This window comes from Neobacillus sp. DFD-2R (assembly GCF_057747865.1).
Map to the genome: position 1 here is coordinate 2,148,352 of NZ_CM173228.1, position 15,791 is coordinate 2,164,142.

Annotated in this window: 12 protein-coding genes, 7 tRNA genes and 2 pseudogenes; 16 read left to right on the plus strand and 5 right to left on the minus strand. The window is 37.0% G+C overall.

Going from position 1 to position 15,791, the window contains the following annotated elements:
- Entirely contained in the window at positions 1-543 is a 543-nt protein-coding gene (locus AC3ANV_RS10795; RefSeq protein WP_488313604.1) for a CotG/ExsB N-terminal domain-containing protein, read from the minus strand.
- Between the two features lie 197 nt (positions 544-740).
- On the opposite strand from AC3ANV_RS10795, the gene AC3ANV_RS10800 reads away from it, so the two are divergent.
- Positions 741-1,832 (plus strand): CotH kinase family protein, encoded by a 1,092-nt coding sequence (locus tag AC3ANV_RS10800; RefSeq protein WP_488313605.1) that lies wholly within the window; start codon positions 741-743, stop codon positions 1,830-1,832.
- Between the two features lie 114 nt (positions 1,833-1,946).
- Here AC3ANV_RS10800 and AC3ANV_RS10805 read toward each other — a convergent pair.
- Positions 1,947-3,114: pseudogene (locus AC3ANV_RS10805) on the minus strand (IS110 family RNA-guided transposase).
- Positions 3,115-3,334: 220 nt separating this feature from the next.
- On the minus strand, positions 3,335-3,643 hold the full coding sequence (locus tag AC3ANV_RS10810; protein ID WP_488313606.1) for a hypothetical protein: 309 nt from the start codon (positions 3,641-3,643) through the stop codon (positions 3,335-3,337).
- A 613-nt stretch (positions 3,644-4,256) separates the two neighbouring features.
- Here AC3ANV_RS10810 and AC3ANV_RS10815 point away from each other — a divergent pair.
- The 8 genes from AC3ANV_RS10815 (at position 4,257) to AC3ANV_RS10850 (ending at position 6,714) form a co-directional block, all read left to right on the plus strand.
- Positions 4,257-4,329: transfer RNA gene (locus AC3ANV_RS10815), tRNA-Ala, on the plus strand.
- A 56-nt stretch (positions 4,330-4,385) separates the two neighbouring features.
- Positions 4,386-4,459 (plus strand) — tRNA-Cys (locus AC3ANV_RS10820).
- A gap of 5 nt (positions 4,460-4,464) precedes the next feature.
- Positions 4,465-4,538 (plus strand) — tRNA-Gly (locus AC3ANV_RS10825).
- 4 nt (positions 4,539-4,542) lie between these two features.
- Positions 4,543-4,617, plus strand: a tRNA-Tyr gene (locus AC3ANV_RS10830).
- Between the two features lie 17 nt (positions 4,618-4,634).
- Positions 4,635-4,709 (plus strand) — tRNA-Asn (locus tag AC3ANV_RS10835).
- Positions 4,710-4,718: 9 nt separating this feature from the next.
- Positions 4,719-4,809 (plus strand) — tRNA-Ser (locus tag AC3ANV_RS10840).
- 10 nt (positions 4,810-4,819) lie between these two features.
- A tRNA-Arg gene (locus tag AC3ANV_RS10845) sits at positions 4,820-4,893 on the plus strand.
- Positions 4,894-5,466: 573 nt separating this feature from the next.
- Entirely contained in the window at positions 5,467-6,714 is a 1,248-nt protein-coding gene (locus AC3ANV_RS10850; protein ID WP_488313607.1) for an ATP-binding protein, read from the plus strand.
- Between the two features lie 127 nt (positions 6,715-6,841).
- Here the strand turns inward: AC3ANV_RS10850 and AC3ANV_RS10855 are convergent.
- A pseudogene (locus tag AC3ANV_RS10855) lies at positions 6,842-7,546 on the minus strand (IS6 family transposase).
- Positions 7,547-8,702: 1,156 nt separating this feature from the next.
- On the opposite strand from AC3ANV_RS10855, the gene AC3ANV_RS10860 reads away from it, so the two are divergent.
- Positions 8,703-9,440 (plus strand): ATP-dependent DNA ligase, encoded by a 738-nt coding sequence (locus AC3ANV_RS10860; protein ID WP_488314184.1) that lies wholly within the window; start codon positions 8,703-8,705, stop codon positions 9,438-9,440.
- A 638-nt stretch (positions 9,441-10,078) separates the two neighbouring features.
- Here AC3ANV_RS10860 and AC3ANV_RS10865 read toward each other — a convergent pair.
- Entirely contained in the window at positions 10,079-10,237 is a 159-nt protein-coding gene (locus tag AC3ANV_RS10865; RefSeq protein WP_165976429.1) for a hypothetical protein, read from the minus strand.
- A 590-nt stretch (positions 10,238-10,827) separates the two neighbouring features.
- Here AC3ANV_RS10865 and AC3ANV_RS10870 point away from each other — a divergent pair.
- The 6 genes from AC3ANV_RS10870 (at position 10,828) to AC3ANV_RS10895 (ending at position 15,567) form a co-directional block, all read left to right on the plus strand.
- Positions 10,828-11,601, plus strand: a complete 774-nt coding sequence (locus AC3ANV_RS10870) for a DUF3231 family protein (protein ID WP_488313608.1) — start codon at positions 10,828-10,830, stop codon at positions 11,599-11,601.
- Between the two features lie 7 nt (positions 11,602-11,608).
- The gene (locus tag AC3ANV_RS10875; RefSeq protein ID WP_488313609.1) at positions 11,609-11,818 is read left to right on the plus strand and encodes a DUF3231 family protein; all 210 of its coding nucleotides are present in this window, start codon (positions 11,609-11,611) and stop codon (positions 11,816-11,818) included.
- A 549-nt stretch (positions 11,819-12,367) separates the two neighbouring features.
- A complete protein-coding gene (locus tag AC3ANV_RS10880) occupies positions 12,368-12,784 on the plus strand; it encodes a hypothetical protein (RefSeq protein WP_488313610.1) in 417 nt (138 codons plus the stop codon).
- Positions 12,781-13,155 carry a reverse transcriptase domain-containing protein gene (locus tag AC3ANV_RS10885; protein ID WP_488313611.1) on the plus strand — a complete coding sequence of 125 codons (375 nt, stop codon included), beginning with the start codon at positions 12,781-12,783 and terminating at the stop codon, positions 13,153-13,155. The genes AC3ANV_RS10880 and AC3ANV_RS10885 overlap by 4 nt, the downstream gene beginning before the upstream one ends.
- A 518-nt stretch (positions 13,156-13,673) precedes the next feature.
- On the plus strand, positions 13,674-14,918 hold the full coding sequence (gene ltrA, locus AC3ANV_RS10890) for a group II intron reverse transcriptase/maturase (RefSeq protein WP_488312066.1): 1,245 nt from the start codon (positions 13,674-13,676) through the stop codon (positions 14,916-14,918).
- Positions 14,919-15,318: 400 nt separating this feature from the next.
- A complete protein-coding gene (locus AC3ANV_RS10895; protein ID WP_488314185.1) occupies positions 15,319-15,567 on the plus strand; it encodes a group II intron maturase-specific domain-containing protein in 249 nt (82 codons plus the stop codon).
- The last annotated feature ends 224 nt before the right edge of the window (positions 15,568-15,791 follow it).

Below are 15,791 nucleotides of genomic sequence, written 5' to 3' on the forward strand. Positions count from 1 at the left end.
TTATCTTCTTCTCATTCTAAATTCCCACATGTTACTGCCTTCCCAACATCTTTTTACTTGATTGCGTCCGCGTGATGTAGTAACCCATCTGGATGGGCTGCCGTGCGGAGTTCTGCAGCGTCTGGAAGTGTTTCTGCGGGAAGTATTACGACGTCTGGAAGTGTTTCTGCGGGAAGTATTACGACGTCTGGAAGTATTTCTGCGAGAAGTATTTCGAACTCTGGAAGTCCTTCGTCTGGAGGTATTTCTACGGGAAGTATTTCGAACCCTGGAAGTCATCCGTCTCGAGGTATTTCTGCGGGAAGTATTTCGAACTCTGGAAGTCATTCGTCTGGAAGTATTTCTGCGAGAAGTATTTCGAACTCTAGAAGTCATTCGTCTGGAAGTATTTCTGCGGGATGTACGTCGTCTGGAAGTATTTCGTCTTGAAGTTCTGCGTGAAGTGCGATTCGAGCCGGGGTCATTGAACATAAAGTCCCAAAACCCGCCTTCTCTTGCATTTTCGGCTGCATTTTGAATATCATCTTCTGAAAAAAATCTCATTTTTTTGCACCTCCTTTTTTCTTGAAAGGGAGTACCAAAGGCAAATATTTAATGTCCATGAAACTCCTCTTCTTAATTAATTTACGTTTCTTTGCTTTCTTTTGTATGGGGGAATTGCTTAATTATGACAAAAAACATGTCCGAAAGTAACTGCCGGATTAATTCACACATACGTATAAAGGAAGGAGGTTAAAGAAATGGACGAGGCCACAAATTTACCGCAATATAAGCTTTTTATTAATCCAATTGGTTTAAAGGAACTGAAAAGAGACATTTGGATTGATGACCCGATTCCTGCACAGTTAACGATTGAAGGGAAAAAACTCGATATTGATTTAAGCTATCGCGGCTCCCATATTCGTAAATTTTTGAAAAAGTCTTATCAAATCTCTTTTTATAAACCAAAAACATTCAAAGGTGTAAAACATGTGCATTTTAACGCAGAGTACAAGGATCCATCCTTAATAAGAAATAAATTATCTTTTGATTTTTTTTCGGATATTGGTAATCTTTCACCAAGATCGCAACACGTTTTTTTAATCTTAAATGGAAGAACAGAAGGAGTTTATTTAGAAATTGAATCAGTAGATGAAAATTTCTTGAAAAGAAGATCGCTGCCCAATGGAGCCATTTTCTATGCGGTTGATGGCGATGCGAATTTTTCACTAATGAGCGATTTGGATAAAGAAACGAAAAAGTCACTGGAGTTGGGATATGAAAAAAAATGGGGATTAGATGCAGACGATTATTATTTACAGGAACTCATTTTTAAAATTAATACCATTTCAAGAGCTGATTTTGAAAAAGAAATTATCAATTATATTAATGTAGAAAAATACTTACGATGGGTCGCAGGAATTATTTTCACGGCAAACTATGACGGTTTTGTCCATAATTATGCGCTTTATCGGAATGGGGAAACAGGACTTTTTGAAGTTATTCCTTGGGATTACGATGCAACATGGGGAAGGGATGTAAACGGAAAAATCATGGAAGCTGACTATGTACCGATTGAAGGATTTAATACCTTGACAGCACGGCTATTAGATGTAGCAAATTTTCGCAAGCAATACCGAAATCTGCTTGAAGAAATCATGAATCAGCAATTTACAGTAGAGTATTTGGCTCCGAAAGTGGAAGGGCTACTCCAATCTATTCGACCATATGTGCTTCAGGATCCTTATAAAAAGGAACAAATCGAAGACTTTGATAAAGAGTTCGAGGTTATTTTGAAATTTATCGAAGAGAGAAGGGTCTATTTGAAGAAGAAAATGAACAAATTAGAGTAGATTAGTACAAAACAAGAAACCCTTCAAAAATTCCCTAATGTAGATAAGGAATTATGATAAAACAAAGTCTCCTTCAATATGGGGGCTTATTTTTATGGATGTTAGCGTGAATAGTTAATAGTTTTTAAGTGTAGATTGATGTTTTTGCTTATCAAAGTAGTCTTCACCTAAATCTACATACATTTCTTTACGGGTCAAAAGATAATAAGAGATGCGTAATATTGCGTGAGCGACTACAATTCCTGCACGTTTTTTGCCTTTTCGTGGTGCTGTACGCCTATACAGTGCTCCGAGATAGTTTTTAGATCCTCTAACAGAATGAGCTGCTTCCGTTAAAGCTGACCTTAAATATTTGTTTCCTTTTTTGGTTTTAGCCGATTTCCTTTTTCCTGCACTTTCGTTATGTCCAGGAACTAATCCAGCCCAGGAACACATATGAGGAGCACTTGGGAATTGCTTTTTAACATTTGTACCTATCTCTGATAACATTTGTTCAGCCATTTTCTTAGATATACCTGGAATTGAGTCTAACCGATCTATATCTTCTTGATAAGCACTGACTCTTTGAGATACTTCTTGATCCAACATATCAATTTGTTCAGTAAGAAAATCAATGTGATTTAAAATGGTTTTTAACATTAACCGTTGATGTGAATTGATATAACCTTTAAGTGCTAGTTCCAGTTCATCTTTCTTCTTTTTCATTGTGCGTCGAGCAAAGTTTGCCAATTTTTCAGGATCTTCTTCTCCTTCGGCAATAGCGTTGAGCATGTCCCGTGCAGAAACGCCCAAAACGTCTGAAACCACAGAGCCTAACTTAATGTTTGCACCCTCTAACACTTTTTGAATTCGATTATTGTTGTCTAGCTCGTTCTTCAATGATACTCCGACGATATCGAACTAGTTCACGCAGTTCTCGTTGATTTCGATCTGGAATATAACTAGCTTTTAAGAGTCCGTGACGTAGAAGTTTAGCAATCCATTCAGCATCCTTAACATCGGTTTTGCGTCCAGGAACAGCTTTCATGTGTTGAGCATTCACCACTAAAAACTCAATGTCTTCAGCCTCTAGTAAATTAACGATTGGCTTCCAATATACACTCGTACTTTCCATGGCAACATGGGTACAATTGTGCTGTTTAATCCAATCAACCAACTGTAATAAAAATACAGTTTTAGTAGAAAACGTTTGAATCTCCTTTCCTTCTGGTGTCATAATGCAGGCAGTAATATTGTCCTTATGGACATCCATACCGCATGCTCTTTCAATGACTACTTCCATTGAAAACATCCTTTCTACGGCAATGAATATAAATTAGAGGCTGGTGCAGCAACCAGAATAGGATTAATCTACCATGTGTGCTTCCCGTAAGGGAGCGACAGTCAGTGGTGCACCGTGGTCGTTGGAGTCAGACTAACGGATGGGCTCTCACGCACCATAGTTAAGCGACCTTCCTCTCCCAGCCGTAGAATCAGTATTGACCCAAATTGGACGATTCCACTTAAACATCATCACCCATAATGATTGTCACTCCAAGTCGACCAGTTTCATTGCAATTAAATGGACAATCTAAGTTTCTTTTGTTACTAAAATATTGTTTAATTCCTCCAGAGCCTGATTGAAATACAGGTGGTACCTCTGGCCCAAGGATAGTAATACCTGAGTTATAAGTAAGGGTTCCTTCCGCATATGTAACTAGGTTATTTTTAATCATACTATTTGTTGTTATAGCAATATCTACAGTAATAACATTTTGATGTGGTTGTAGGGCTGCCCATAGAAAAAGCTCGCCAAGTACATTACCAGACATAATTATTATCCTTCATAATGTTTATAATCCCTCACTGATTTAATATTTCTTCGATTTATAATTTTCCCGTTTTGATACGGTTACCCCTTTTGGGTTAGAAATATTCTGTTATTAATAAAATTATCAGGAGAAGTGGTTAAATGTTAAATCGTCAGAATACTTACCCTCAAAATCCATGGGACGAATATTTTTTACCTGGGGATAAAGTAACTGTCTTTTTTCCTGGATATCGAGTCGTACTTCCGCAGTGTCCGAAGTGATTCTTCTTAAATATGTCCCCCAAAACACTCCTTTTACATCATTCCACCATTAAAGCCACCGTTTAAAAACGGTGGCTTTAACTTTAATCTGTTTAATTTAAAATAAGATTGTTGGCTATCTTATTGTTTTTCAACAAATGTTTTTGTACATCCGGTAAACTACTCTGTTCAACACATAAGGAACATAAGCATAAAAAAGAGACGAGAGGAAAGCCCGCCTGCAGGGGTATAAAATTATTTTCAAAGATAGAACTAAAATCGTGCCAAATTTAAATTATCTTATATTTTGTATTAGAGAGTCGCAGGTTCGAATCCTGTCTTCCCGACCAGTCGAGAATTGATATTAACAACATGGGGCCTTAGCTCAGCTGGGAGAGCGCCTGCTTTGCACGCAGGAGGTCAGCGGTTCGATCCCGCTAGGCTCCATTATTTAATTTTTATTAAAATGGCGGTTCCGTCATGCGTTCAGCTAGCCCAGTTATGGCAGCATAGCCAAGTGGTAAGGCAGAGGTCTGCAAAACCTTTATCCCTGGTTCAAATCCGGGTGTTGCCTCCAAAAATGCGGGTGTAGTTTAGTGGTAAAACCTCAGCCTTCCAAACTGATGTTGTGAGTTCGATTCTCATCACCGGCTCCAATATGGGCCTATAGCTCAGCTGGTTAGAGCACACCTGATAAGCGTGAGGTCGATGGTTCGAGTCCATTTAGGCCCACCATAATAATATATTTTTGTTCCGCAGTAGCTCAGTGGTAGAGCAATCGGCTGTTAACCGATCGGTCGTAGGTTCGAATCCTACCTGCGGAGCCATTTTTTTATGGAGAAGTACTCAAGAGGCTGAAGAGGCGCCCCTGCTAAGGGTGTAGGTCGGGTAACCGGCGCGAGGGTTCAAATCCCTCCTTCTCCGCCATTCATATAATGCGCCTTTAGCTCAGCTGGATAGAGCATACGCCTTCTAAGCGTACGGTCAGAGGTTCGAATCCTCTAAGGCGCGTAAATGTAAAAAACGATAGGATATGTACATTACTTTCATTGTCAATACCTAGGTGATGGAAAATGGCATTCAAATTTTAATAACTATAATCTTCCTTTTTAAAATTATTTGATTATTCATTATTTTTGGTAATCAGGTTAGATAACGAAAAATAAGCCCACTCGTTAATTTAAGACATTTTTTGGAAGGAAAAACCCGAATTTTCTTACGCTAAGGGCTGTTTTGACCAATAACGAACGTTTTTGGTGATTATCGTAGAGCAGTTTCCTATTGGTTCTTTGGCTAATTTTCTTATATCCAAAAGTCGAACCAAAAACAATTCCCCAAAACATCGCCCTTTCAAAGTTTTTGGGCGTACCAATTTACATTATTTGTCTCAGCGTATAAAATCCGCGAAATGCCGTCAGGACCCCCTTACTAATCATACCCCCTTTTTTAGAGTAATAGTATGTCCAAGCTTTAGAGATTAATTGCGATGTTTAGAGTTTTTTGCACCAGAACCCATTTTTTTCTCCTGTTTTTATATTCGGTTTTCTTTTATACTAGAATGAGCTTAACAATGAGGTAAACTGTATGGAACATATTAAAAACTTGCTCTTACAAGTAATGATTATTTTGATCCCTGTCTTTTTTTATTCTATGTATTTAACCAATCGTCATCAATTCATCGAAACGAAACGTCAAAAGTTAATTTTCAGTTTCTTGGCAACGATTACGTTAGTATTATGCATGTCCTTCCCGATCTATTCGGATGTAAACGAACGAAATGACCTACGGTTTGTAGCTCTTATGATAGGTATATTTTATGGAGGTGGATACGCAACAGGTATTGTTCTCACAATCATCTTATTGTTGTATCGTTGGTATTTCGGGGGGGCAGGTTTTTATTCAACGGAATACGAAGTCCTTTTCTTCTTACCCATGTTTTTTTTAGCATATCCACGTTTCATCCAACAGGATCGAGCAGGTCGAATGAAACTGACTTGGATGATAACATCGGGGATGTCCTTGATCTACATCCTCGTGGATTTTCAAGAGATGGATTTTTTTAACCACACACTTCAGGAAATATTAGCGATATGTGTTGCCACCATCGTAACCGTCTCTTTGATTGAAACCTTAAGGGAAAATGCCCAGTTACACATGGAAGCTCAACAGGCGGAAAAATATAAGATACTCGGAGAATTGGCCAGTTCCTTTGCTCATGAAGTTCGAAATCCCATGCAGACCAATCGAGGATTTCTCCAGTTACTTCTACAATCGCCAATTTCAGAGACGTATAAAAGGTATGTTCAAATTTGTATAGAAGAAGTGGATCGAACGAATGATGTCATTACCGAATATCTTTCGCTTGCCAAGCCAGAAGCGGATACGAAAGAGTCCGTCGATGTTTGCCAAAAAATACAAACAGTCGTCAAGATTCTCTACGTCTATGCTTTAGAACGAAAAGTAAGCATAGACGTCCGACTTCCGGAGCAAGAGTGTGCGATATTGGGTCATCACCAAAAAATGAAACAAGCCTTCCTCAATATCATCAAAAATGGCATCGAAGCGATGCCTCAAGGTGGTGCAGTTTCCATTTGCGTGAAACAGGAGTCACAGCATGTGATGATCCAAATCCAAGATGAGGGAGTGGGGATGAATGAAGACGAAGTGAAACGTCTTGGACAACCATTTTATTCCCTGAAAGAAAAAGGAACCGGCATAGGACTCATGGTGAGCTATCGCATTATCGACTCGCTTCAGGGAAAAATCACCGTCCAAAGCCAAAAAGGAAAAGGAACCACGTTTACCATTCGGTTCCCTCTCCATAAATTGTAAAAATATCATCGCCATTAACTGACAAACATGAGCGTTAGCTAAAAATAAAAGTATATGAACCGACAGGTTCCGCTGCAAAGATAAAATAAAAGAGAATAAAACGCATATATTCCTAGCGAATCGTATCTTATGCTGCAAGCCCAAACAATTGATGAATGAAATTTTTCTGATTTTGGATAGACTGATCCCGTAAATCAATCTGTTCTTTTTTAATCATATGCATGGCTTCTACTCCCAAAAGAATGGATATAGCTGTATCAAAAGACTTGAACCCTAACATAGGAAGGACTCTTCTCTTAATGAACCGATGATCCTGTTCCAAGATGTTGTTAAGATATTTCACTTGCCTTATTTGGATGCCTTCTGGCATCTTTTTTTCTTCTTTTAACTCCTCAACTGCTACTGGATAAGCTGGATTCTTATCTACAGTAATGACACGAGGAGTGGATACATGCGAAAAAGCTAAGGTTTTAAAAAAGCGCTTGGTCGATTTGGTATTTCTATTTTTACTTAACTAAAAATCAATGGTTTTCCCTTCTGAATCGACTGCACGATCCAAATACATCCATTGTCCTTTTACTTTTATGTATGTTTCATCTACTCTCCACGAGTCATTGGTCTGCTTGAGATGACGCCGGATTCTCTTATCCAACTCAGGGCCATATTGATGGACCCAACGCATAATCGTTGTGTGAGCTATCGACAGGCCTCGCTCTTCCATCATTTCCACCAAATCACGAAAACTTAGGTTGTACCGTAGGTACCATCTCACTGTAAGAAGGATGATTTCAGGCTGATAATGTTTCCATTTGAACAAATTTTGGTTTTCCATACTGAATGTGCCCCTTTTTTAAGAGTAGTAGTATCAGTATGGAGATTAATTGCAAAATGTTCGAGGATTTTGCACCAGAACCGGATAGAGCAACAGCCTTCTAAGTTGTCGGTCAGAGGTTCGAATCCTCTAAGGCGCGTAAAAACATTTATAAGGTATGAGGTATGTAAAAACGGTTGGATAATGTGAACTTATCCAACCGTTTTTATTTATTAATCGAGCAAAAATGAATGGAATCCCTTCTATTCATTTTCAATTCCAGGTGCTAGGACCGTCGATTACCAAACAATCACAAATCTCCTACTATAGTAAATGTAAAATATGGTAAGTTAAAATCAATAGTAATTATCACAAATGTTTGTGACTAGGTTCCCACCATACTATTATGGATGGTAGAGGAAGAAAGGCAGCGGATTAGAAAGCTCCCTGAGGGGCTGGAGGTTGGTAAAAATCAGGGGAAGTGTCAGGGGACCAAGCTCAGTCGACAATTTTTTTCTCGTTTTGAAGAAAAAATCTATTATTAATAAGGAAAGTGGTAATTTTAATCAAACGTTTGATTAAGAAGAGAAAAGAGGAGAAAGTGTCGAAGAAAGTAAGATTACCATGGTTTAATACTTTTTTTAAATAATTAAGTAAAAAGTCAAAAAACGGTCGACAAGTTTTTACTGGTTTTGAAGAAAAAATCTATTATTAATAGGGAAAGTGGTATTTTAATCAAACATTTGATTAAGAAGAGAAAAGAGGAAAAAGTGTCGAAGAAAGCAAGATTACTATGGTTTAATACTCATTTTAAAAAATTAACGAAATAGTCCAAAATAACAATCGACAATTTTTTAACTGATTTTAAAATAAAAAACCATTATCAATAGGAATAGTAGCAAATCTAATCAAACGTTTGATTAAGAAGAGAAAAGATGAAAAAGGTCGAAGAGTGTAAAATTACCTTGTTTTTATACTCATCTTCAAAAAATTCACAGAACTATGTGACAATTGGCACTTTAGATGTTATTTTGCACCTGTTTTAGTCGCTATTTTGCATGATAAATAATAAAAAAGCTTCTTAAAATGATACCTGAAAAGTTAAAATAAAGTTCTTCAATTTAAAATATAGTGATTAGATGGTCACCGAACGCTGCTACATTATGATCGTGGAAAAATATCTGTTTATACGAGGCATTTGAATAATGTCACTTCAAAATATCCGGAACTTCAACATATTAAGCTACCAGTTGATACATGTATTTTAGATGGGGAACTTATTTGTTTTGACCAAGAGTCTGATCCACCTAAACCTTGTTTTGATAGCTTAACAACTCGATTTCAGACGTCAAAAGAAGAAAAAATTAAGATCCTCACGAATAAATTACCTGTTTCCTTTTCTGCATTTGATATCATTTTTTTAAATGGTAGCAGTCTTATGGGCGAATCATTACAATCTCGATTAAAAAAACTTCAATCTCTTATTACAAATGACTCATACATATCACTATGTCCTACTTTTACTGATGGCCAGTCTCTTTTTGAAAACGTCGTAGAGTTAGGGCTGGAAGGAGTGGTATCTAAGAACTTATCCAGCAAGTATCACTTAAACTCAAGACCCAAAAACGTATGGTACAAGATCAAAAATTATCAGTACGGTATTATTCAAATAGGGGCAATTAGGAAAAAAGAGTTTGGCTGGATGATGCTGCAGGATGGAAAGTATAAAGGAATTTTAGAGTTTGTGCCACCTGATGAAAGAAGAGCATTTCATCAAATCTCTAAGCAATTGATTCGAGATGAAAATAAGAACTATATTTATCTAGAGCCTCATGTGCAATGTAAAGTGAAATATCAATGTCTTTCTAAGAAAGGACTTATGAGAAGCGCTAGTTTTGTGGAATTTATTTATTAACATACAACATGTTCCTTTGATCTTACATAGGGAGGAGGGACGAAACTAATTGATGATTTGAAAAGTTAAACTGTTAATAAAAAAGTTGCACCGTTAAAGGGATAAAATTCTGCATAAAATAAGCAAGAGAACTTTATACAACAAACGTTGCATAATGAATTCAAAAGGTGTTCTAAAAATATTCCCAATCAAAAACGAATGTATTTGATAAACTTAACTTTCTAAATTTTTTGATCGTAAAATCCTTGATCAGTCGTTATCAAAACTATTATCAAAAACAGATTATCAATAACTTCCCTTTGTGAGAAGAAACATCCCCCGAATATGGGGTACGGAAACGATTCTGGATTTCAGGGGCCAGTATGGGGGTAAATACCATTTAATCAATTTTGATATGTGTATTTGAGAAGCTTTAAAGCCTTGAAAAACAATAGATCGTTAATTTCTCAATAGGGTAAACCCTAATGAAATAAAAATAGACTGAACGGCAAAAACCAATCAGTCTATAAATAAATATCTTATCCGAAATAAAGCCCTCGAATTCAACAGAAATCCGAGGGCTTTTTACTACAACGTAATAGCTATTATGTTACATTCGCTTACTCAATTTTTTAAATTAATAAATCGTGGTAAGAATCCTAAACAGCAGCGATTGCTAAGCAAGAATCATTGAAATAGATAACCTCTGAAAGGATTTTGTTCCCCTGAATTTTCTCAAAAGTTTCTCTTGCTTCTCTTTCTGTGTCAAACTCAAACATTCTAGTATGTTCTTTTGAATGGACAGTAATTACCCACATTAAAAAAATCCTCCAATTAAAAGATAAATTTTTACCCCCGTGTTTTGTGAATGGATAAGTGACTTTAGAAGTGATTGAAGTGAGTAGGAGTATGGTTATTTCTAACAAGGACGATTATAACATTCTCATATCCTCATGCAGATTGTAATTGTTACAATTTATTGACATTTTTTGTATTTCGAGATTCATACTTTACCTAGATAGATAAGGTGTTAGTTTGTTGTCCGTGACTTAGATGTGTATTTAAAAAAGTTTAACCGTTTATAAAAATGTTTGATTAAAAGTCTTGTATTGATACGCAGGATTTCTTTATTCCGCAATCGGGCCAGATTGTGGAACAACACCTTTAAAGGAAACTGGATATTTATGTTAAAGTATAGTGAAATTGTGAAGGTTTGTACTTAAACTATAGAAGCAGTTTACTCCAATAAGCTATTTTTGGAAATAATAGGGAATGAATTCGAATAGAAGAATTATTGGGGTGTTGTGGTATTATGCCTTCTTTATCCTTTATGTTACTTATGTTATTGCATGAAATTTTGAATAATAGATAACCATAACCATAAATAACAATATTTAGGAGAATAAAATTGGAGCTGCACAACGAAAGATTAATGTCAACAGAAATTGCAAATTTATGGACCCATTATATACGTGAGACAATGGGTATATGTGTAATCAAGTACATGTTAAAGACTGTTCAAGATCCTGATATACATAAAGTTTTTCAAACGGCTCATGAAATGTCTCAAAAGCATATAAACAAATTGAGAGATCTGTTTCATCAAGAAAATTTTCCAGTTCCTAAAGGGTTTAATAAAGAAGATGTAAACTTGGATGCTCCCCCATTATTTACGGATGTCTATTGTTTATATTATATTCACTCGATGACTAAGTTTGGAGGACAAGCTTACAGCCTGGCATATACTGTTTCTATTCGACAAGACATTAGAGATTTTTATTACCAATGTAATATCGATACGATGGACTTATATAACCAATCAATGGAGGTACTCATTTCAAAAAAACTTTTGGACAAACCACCACTCTATTCAACACCAAGTAAAGTTCATTTCATTAATAATCTTGATTATGTAACGGATGTGTTTGGTAACCGTAGAACCATGAATGCTATTGAGAGTGGGCATATATTCTTTAATTTAGAAAAAAGTATGATTTCAAAAGGACTTCTTATTGCCTTTAAACAAGTATGTAAGGATAAAGAAGTAAATAAATTTTTAGAAAAAAGTATTCATACAGCAAATAAACATATCGGGACTTTTACAACATTCTTACTTGAAGAAGACCTTCATTTCGCTCGTACATTTGACTCAGAAATAACCAACTATTGCGCCTTTTTCTGATAAACTTATGCTGTTTCATTCAGGAGCTTTATTTGCTGCAGCAATATCCTATTATGGTACTGCTGCGATTTATTCCATGAGAGCAGATATTGCATTATATTGTGAAAAAGCAATTTTGGATGATTTATTGGTTTACGGTAGTTTCGGTAAGTTACTGATTAAAAAAAATTGGATGGAGCAACCCCCTAATGCAGATGACAGAAATATCATAAATTAACTGAATATCAAGTTATTGCTCTTATTGCTAACGGGTGCTTGTGCGGCCGAGCTTAGGTCGTATCATATAGCGGGTGGGATTCCCGTCGAGTAAGAACTAGCCATTCGCTCGTAGCGAGTCTTGGAGGGTTAAAGGTAACTTTAGTCTTTAAGCGTAGACAGTTAGGTAGTGGGCCGAAAACCAAATGGTTGAAGGGATTGAGCTCCATAATGTTAGTAAATCGAGAGGGCTGATGCCTTAAGCACAGCAGAAAGCTACATTTTATCTTTCGTCAAAGGCAAGAAGGATAAAACCTCTCTGGAGTCAGAGACCTTGGCACGCTACACATTGATATGATACGGCAACTCGGGAGACCCTACCGGTCTTTTCTTTTTTTAGAAGAGTATGGTCTACAAGCGATAACAAGCAAGGAAACCAAATGCCGACGTAGGGAGTCGGATAGCAGCGTAGTACCAATGAAGTTGGGTAATGCCGATGGAGGAAAGGCTAGCTACCAGTTATCACCCTTACTAGGGAAACATTTACTACACTCAGAGGTAGGTATATTAAATGGAAACAAAACTACTAAGGATAGCAGAATTAGCAAAATCTGATCCTAAAATGAAATTTACATCTCTTGCACATTTATTAAGTAAGCAATCACTAGCTCAATGTCATCATGAGTTACCTAATAAAAAGGCAACTGGGGTTAATGGTACAACTAAAGAGCAATACAACGATAATCTTGAAGAAAACATAGAGGATTTAGTAAGTAGGCTTAAAAGCAAAAGCTATCGTCCTGTTCCAGTAAGAAGAATGTATATTCCAAAGCTCAATTCAGACAAGAAAAGACCATTGGGAATACCTGAACATGAAGATAAAATTGTACAAAAAGGCATTACAAAGATACTAAATACCATCTATGAGAATGATTTTCTAGACTGTTCCTTTGGATTCGTCCAAATCGTAGTTGCCATGATGCTTTGAAGATACTGAACTATTACATTGAAAAGAGGTCAGTAAATTATATAGTAGATGTAGATATCAAAGGATTCTTCGACAACGTTGACCACACATGGATGTTGCAGTTCTTAAAATTACGAATCTCTGACCCTAACCTCCTAAGATTAATTGGTAGGTTTCTTAAAGGTGGATATATGGAGGAAGGTAAGAAGTACAAGACAGATAATGGCACACCGCAAGGTGGAGTAATATCTCCGATATTAGCCAACATTTACCTCCATTATGCCCTCGACCTATGGTTTGAGAAAAGGGTTAGAAAACAGTGCAAAGGACAAGCATTCATAGTGAGATATGCAGATGATTGTGTGCCACGAAAGCAAGCGAAGTGTGCCTGAAGGCACATCCAGTAAGCTGTGCTGCACTCAAGATGAGAGTAGGCCTCTCGCAATCGCTATACAGGTAGAGATTGCAAACCACCCTAAGGTGCTATAGTCAAAAGCTATGGTATTGAGCGTTAGGGAAAAGGCAGAGCGATACTCTGTCAGGTACATATTAAGGAGACGAAAACCATTGAACCGCTGAAGAAGTATCGAAAGCGTAGAGGTGTCATCAAAACTGAGAGGGAGTCGTTAACTCAGGATAAGTTCGGAGGAAACCTGTTAACTGTCCGTTCGGTGACCGGTATAAAGGCGGCGTGAACTTAATGTAGGCTTGGGTGTGGAACGTGGGAACCTACGACATGGATGCCAAGGGAGAGATTTCAAGTGGAAGCCCCACAAGAATCAGAGTACCAATGCCATGTATAGGGGCGGAATAACTCGTAGTAGCTATGAAACCTCCTAACGGAGATGGAGCAAAGGGGTTATGTTATTCAGTTTTATTTACAGGTCAACCATTAAAGTGGGAGGAACTCATGAATAAAACAAAGCCGTATCATATATCTAAAAAGGCAGTCTATGAAGCCTTTCTTAGAGTAAAAGCAAATAAGGGGTCAGCAGGAATTGATGAAGAGTCAATAGCGGAATTCGAAATGAACCTAAAGGATAATCTCTATAAGCTATGGAATAGGATGTCATCAGGAAGTTATTTTCCACCAGCAGTTAAGGCAGTGGATATACCAAAGAAAGCTGGGGGTACTAGAACACTAGGAATCCCGACAGTAACGGATAGAATTGCACAGATGGTTGTGAAATTGTACTTCGAGCCATCAGTAGAACCCTTCTTTCATGAAGATTCTTATGGATATAGACCTAAGAAAAGTGCCATCCAAGCAATAGAGATTACTCGTAAAAGATGTTGGAGATATAATTGGGTTCTTGAGTTCGATATTAAAGGCTTATTCGATAATATTGATCATGACTTACTAATGAGAGCAGTTGAAAAGCATACTCAAATTAATTGGGTAAAGTTATACATCAAGAGATGGTTGAAGGCACCTTTTCAAATGAAAGATGGAATAAAGGAACGTACATCTGGTACACCGCAAGGTGGGGTCATAAGTCCAGTTTTGGCAAATGTATTTCTACATTACACATTTGATAAATGGATGTCTATTAAACACCCAAACAATCCGTTCGCAAGATATGCAGATGACGCAGTCATCCATTGCAAGACAGAAGTTGAAGCAGAGGGTCTGCTTAAATCTCTAAACAAGAGAATGAACGACTGTAAACTTGAACTACATCCAACAAAAACAAGAATTGTATACTGTCAGGATGCAGATAGGAAAGAGAAGCATGAAAACATCGCATTTGATTTTCTAGGATACACGTTCAGACCAAGGCTGTCAAAGAACAGATGGGGAAAACATTTTGTAAACTTTACACCCGCCATTAGTAACAAAGCAAAGAAATCAATTCGGCAAAAAGTAAGGGACTGGAAACTTCAGCTGAAAGCGGAAAAGGACCTTACGGACCTATCAAATATGTTTAACTCAAAAATCATAGGCTGGATTAACTTCTATGGCAAGTTCTACAAATCCGAAATGTACTCAACGTTAAGGCATATTAACAAAGCCTTAATAATGTGGGCGAGGAAGAAATACAAAAGGTTGGCTCGTCATAAGAAAAGAGCAGAATATTTCTTAGGTAGAATTGCAAATCAGAATCCCAAGCTCTTTAAACATTGGGAAATGGGTATTAAGCCTACGGCTGAATAATGGGAGCCGGATGAGCTGAGAGGTTCACGTCCGGTTCTGAGAGGGGCTACTGGGGAGGTTCCAGTGGTCTACTTGCCTTGTTTGTTGTTTTCAATCTAAAAGTGAAGCTGAACAATTCTTCGAATCATTAAAATTGAGATTAAAGAAATTTAACTTAGAAATAGCCGAGGATAAAACTAAAATTATTCCTTTCGGAAAGTTTGCGGAGAAAGATGCAAAACAAAAGGGAAACAGTAAACCAGCAACCTTTGATTTCCTAGGTTTTACACACTATTGTGGGAAAAGTAAACAAGGTAAGTTTCGAGTGAAACGGAAGTCAAGCAGGAAGAAGGTCCAAGGCAAACTCAAAGAATCTAAGCAATGGTTGAAGATCAATAGAAATAAAGATATTCATATAATTATGGATAGATTTAGACGCTCTCTTATAGGTTATTACAATTATTATTGCATCACAGATAATACCCAAAGTGTAAACAAATTCAGAGACATAATCGGATACTTACTGTTTAAATGGCTCAATAGAAGAAGTCAAAGGAAATCATTTACTTGGGATAAATTCAGACTCTTTCTTAATAAATACCCATTACCTTACGCAAGAATTAAGGTTAATATATATGACTTGAGAAAAGAGATTAGCTACATTATGTAAATGATAACTAGGAGGAGCCGTGTGCGTTAATAGCGCAAGCACGGTTCTGTGAGGGGGGAGGAATACAATCTACCGTGAGGTAGAGAGATTCCCCTCTACTCGACTTGTGCAATATTATATGTAGCTATTTTAACTAAATTAATTGTTGTATGATCTTCAATTAAAGGGCGCTTTACTTCAATAAGGAGTATGGGCAGACTCAATAGCCCAAGATTTGTCTGCTT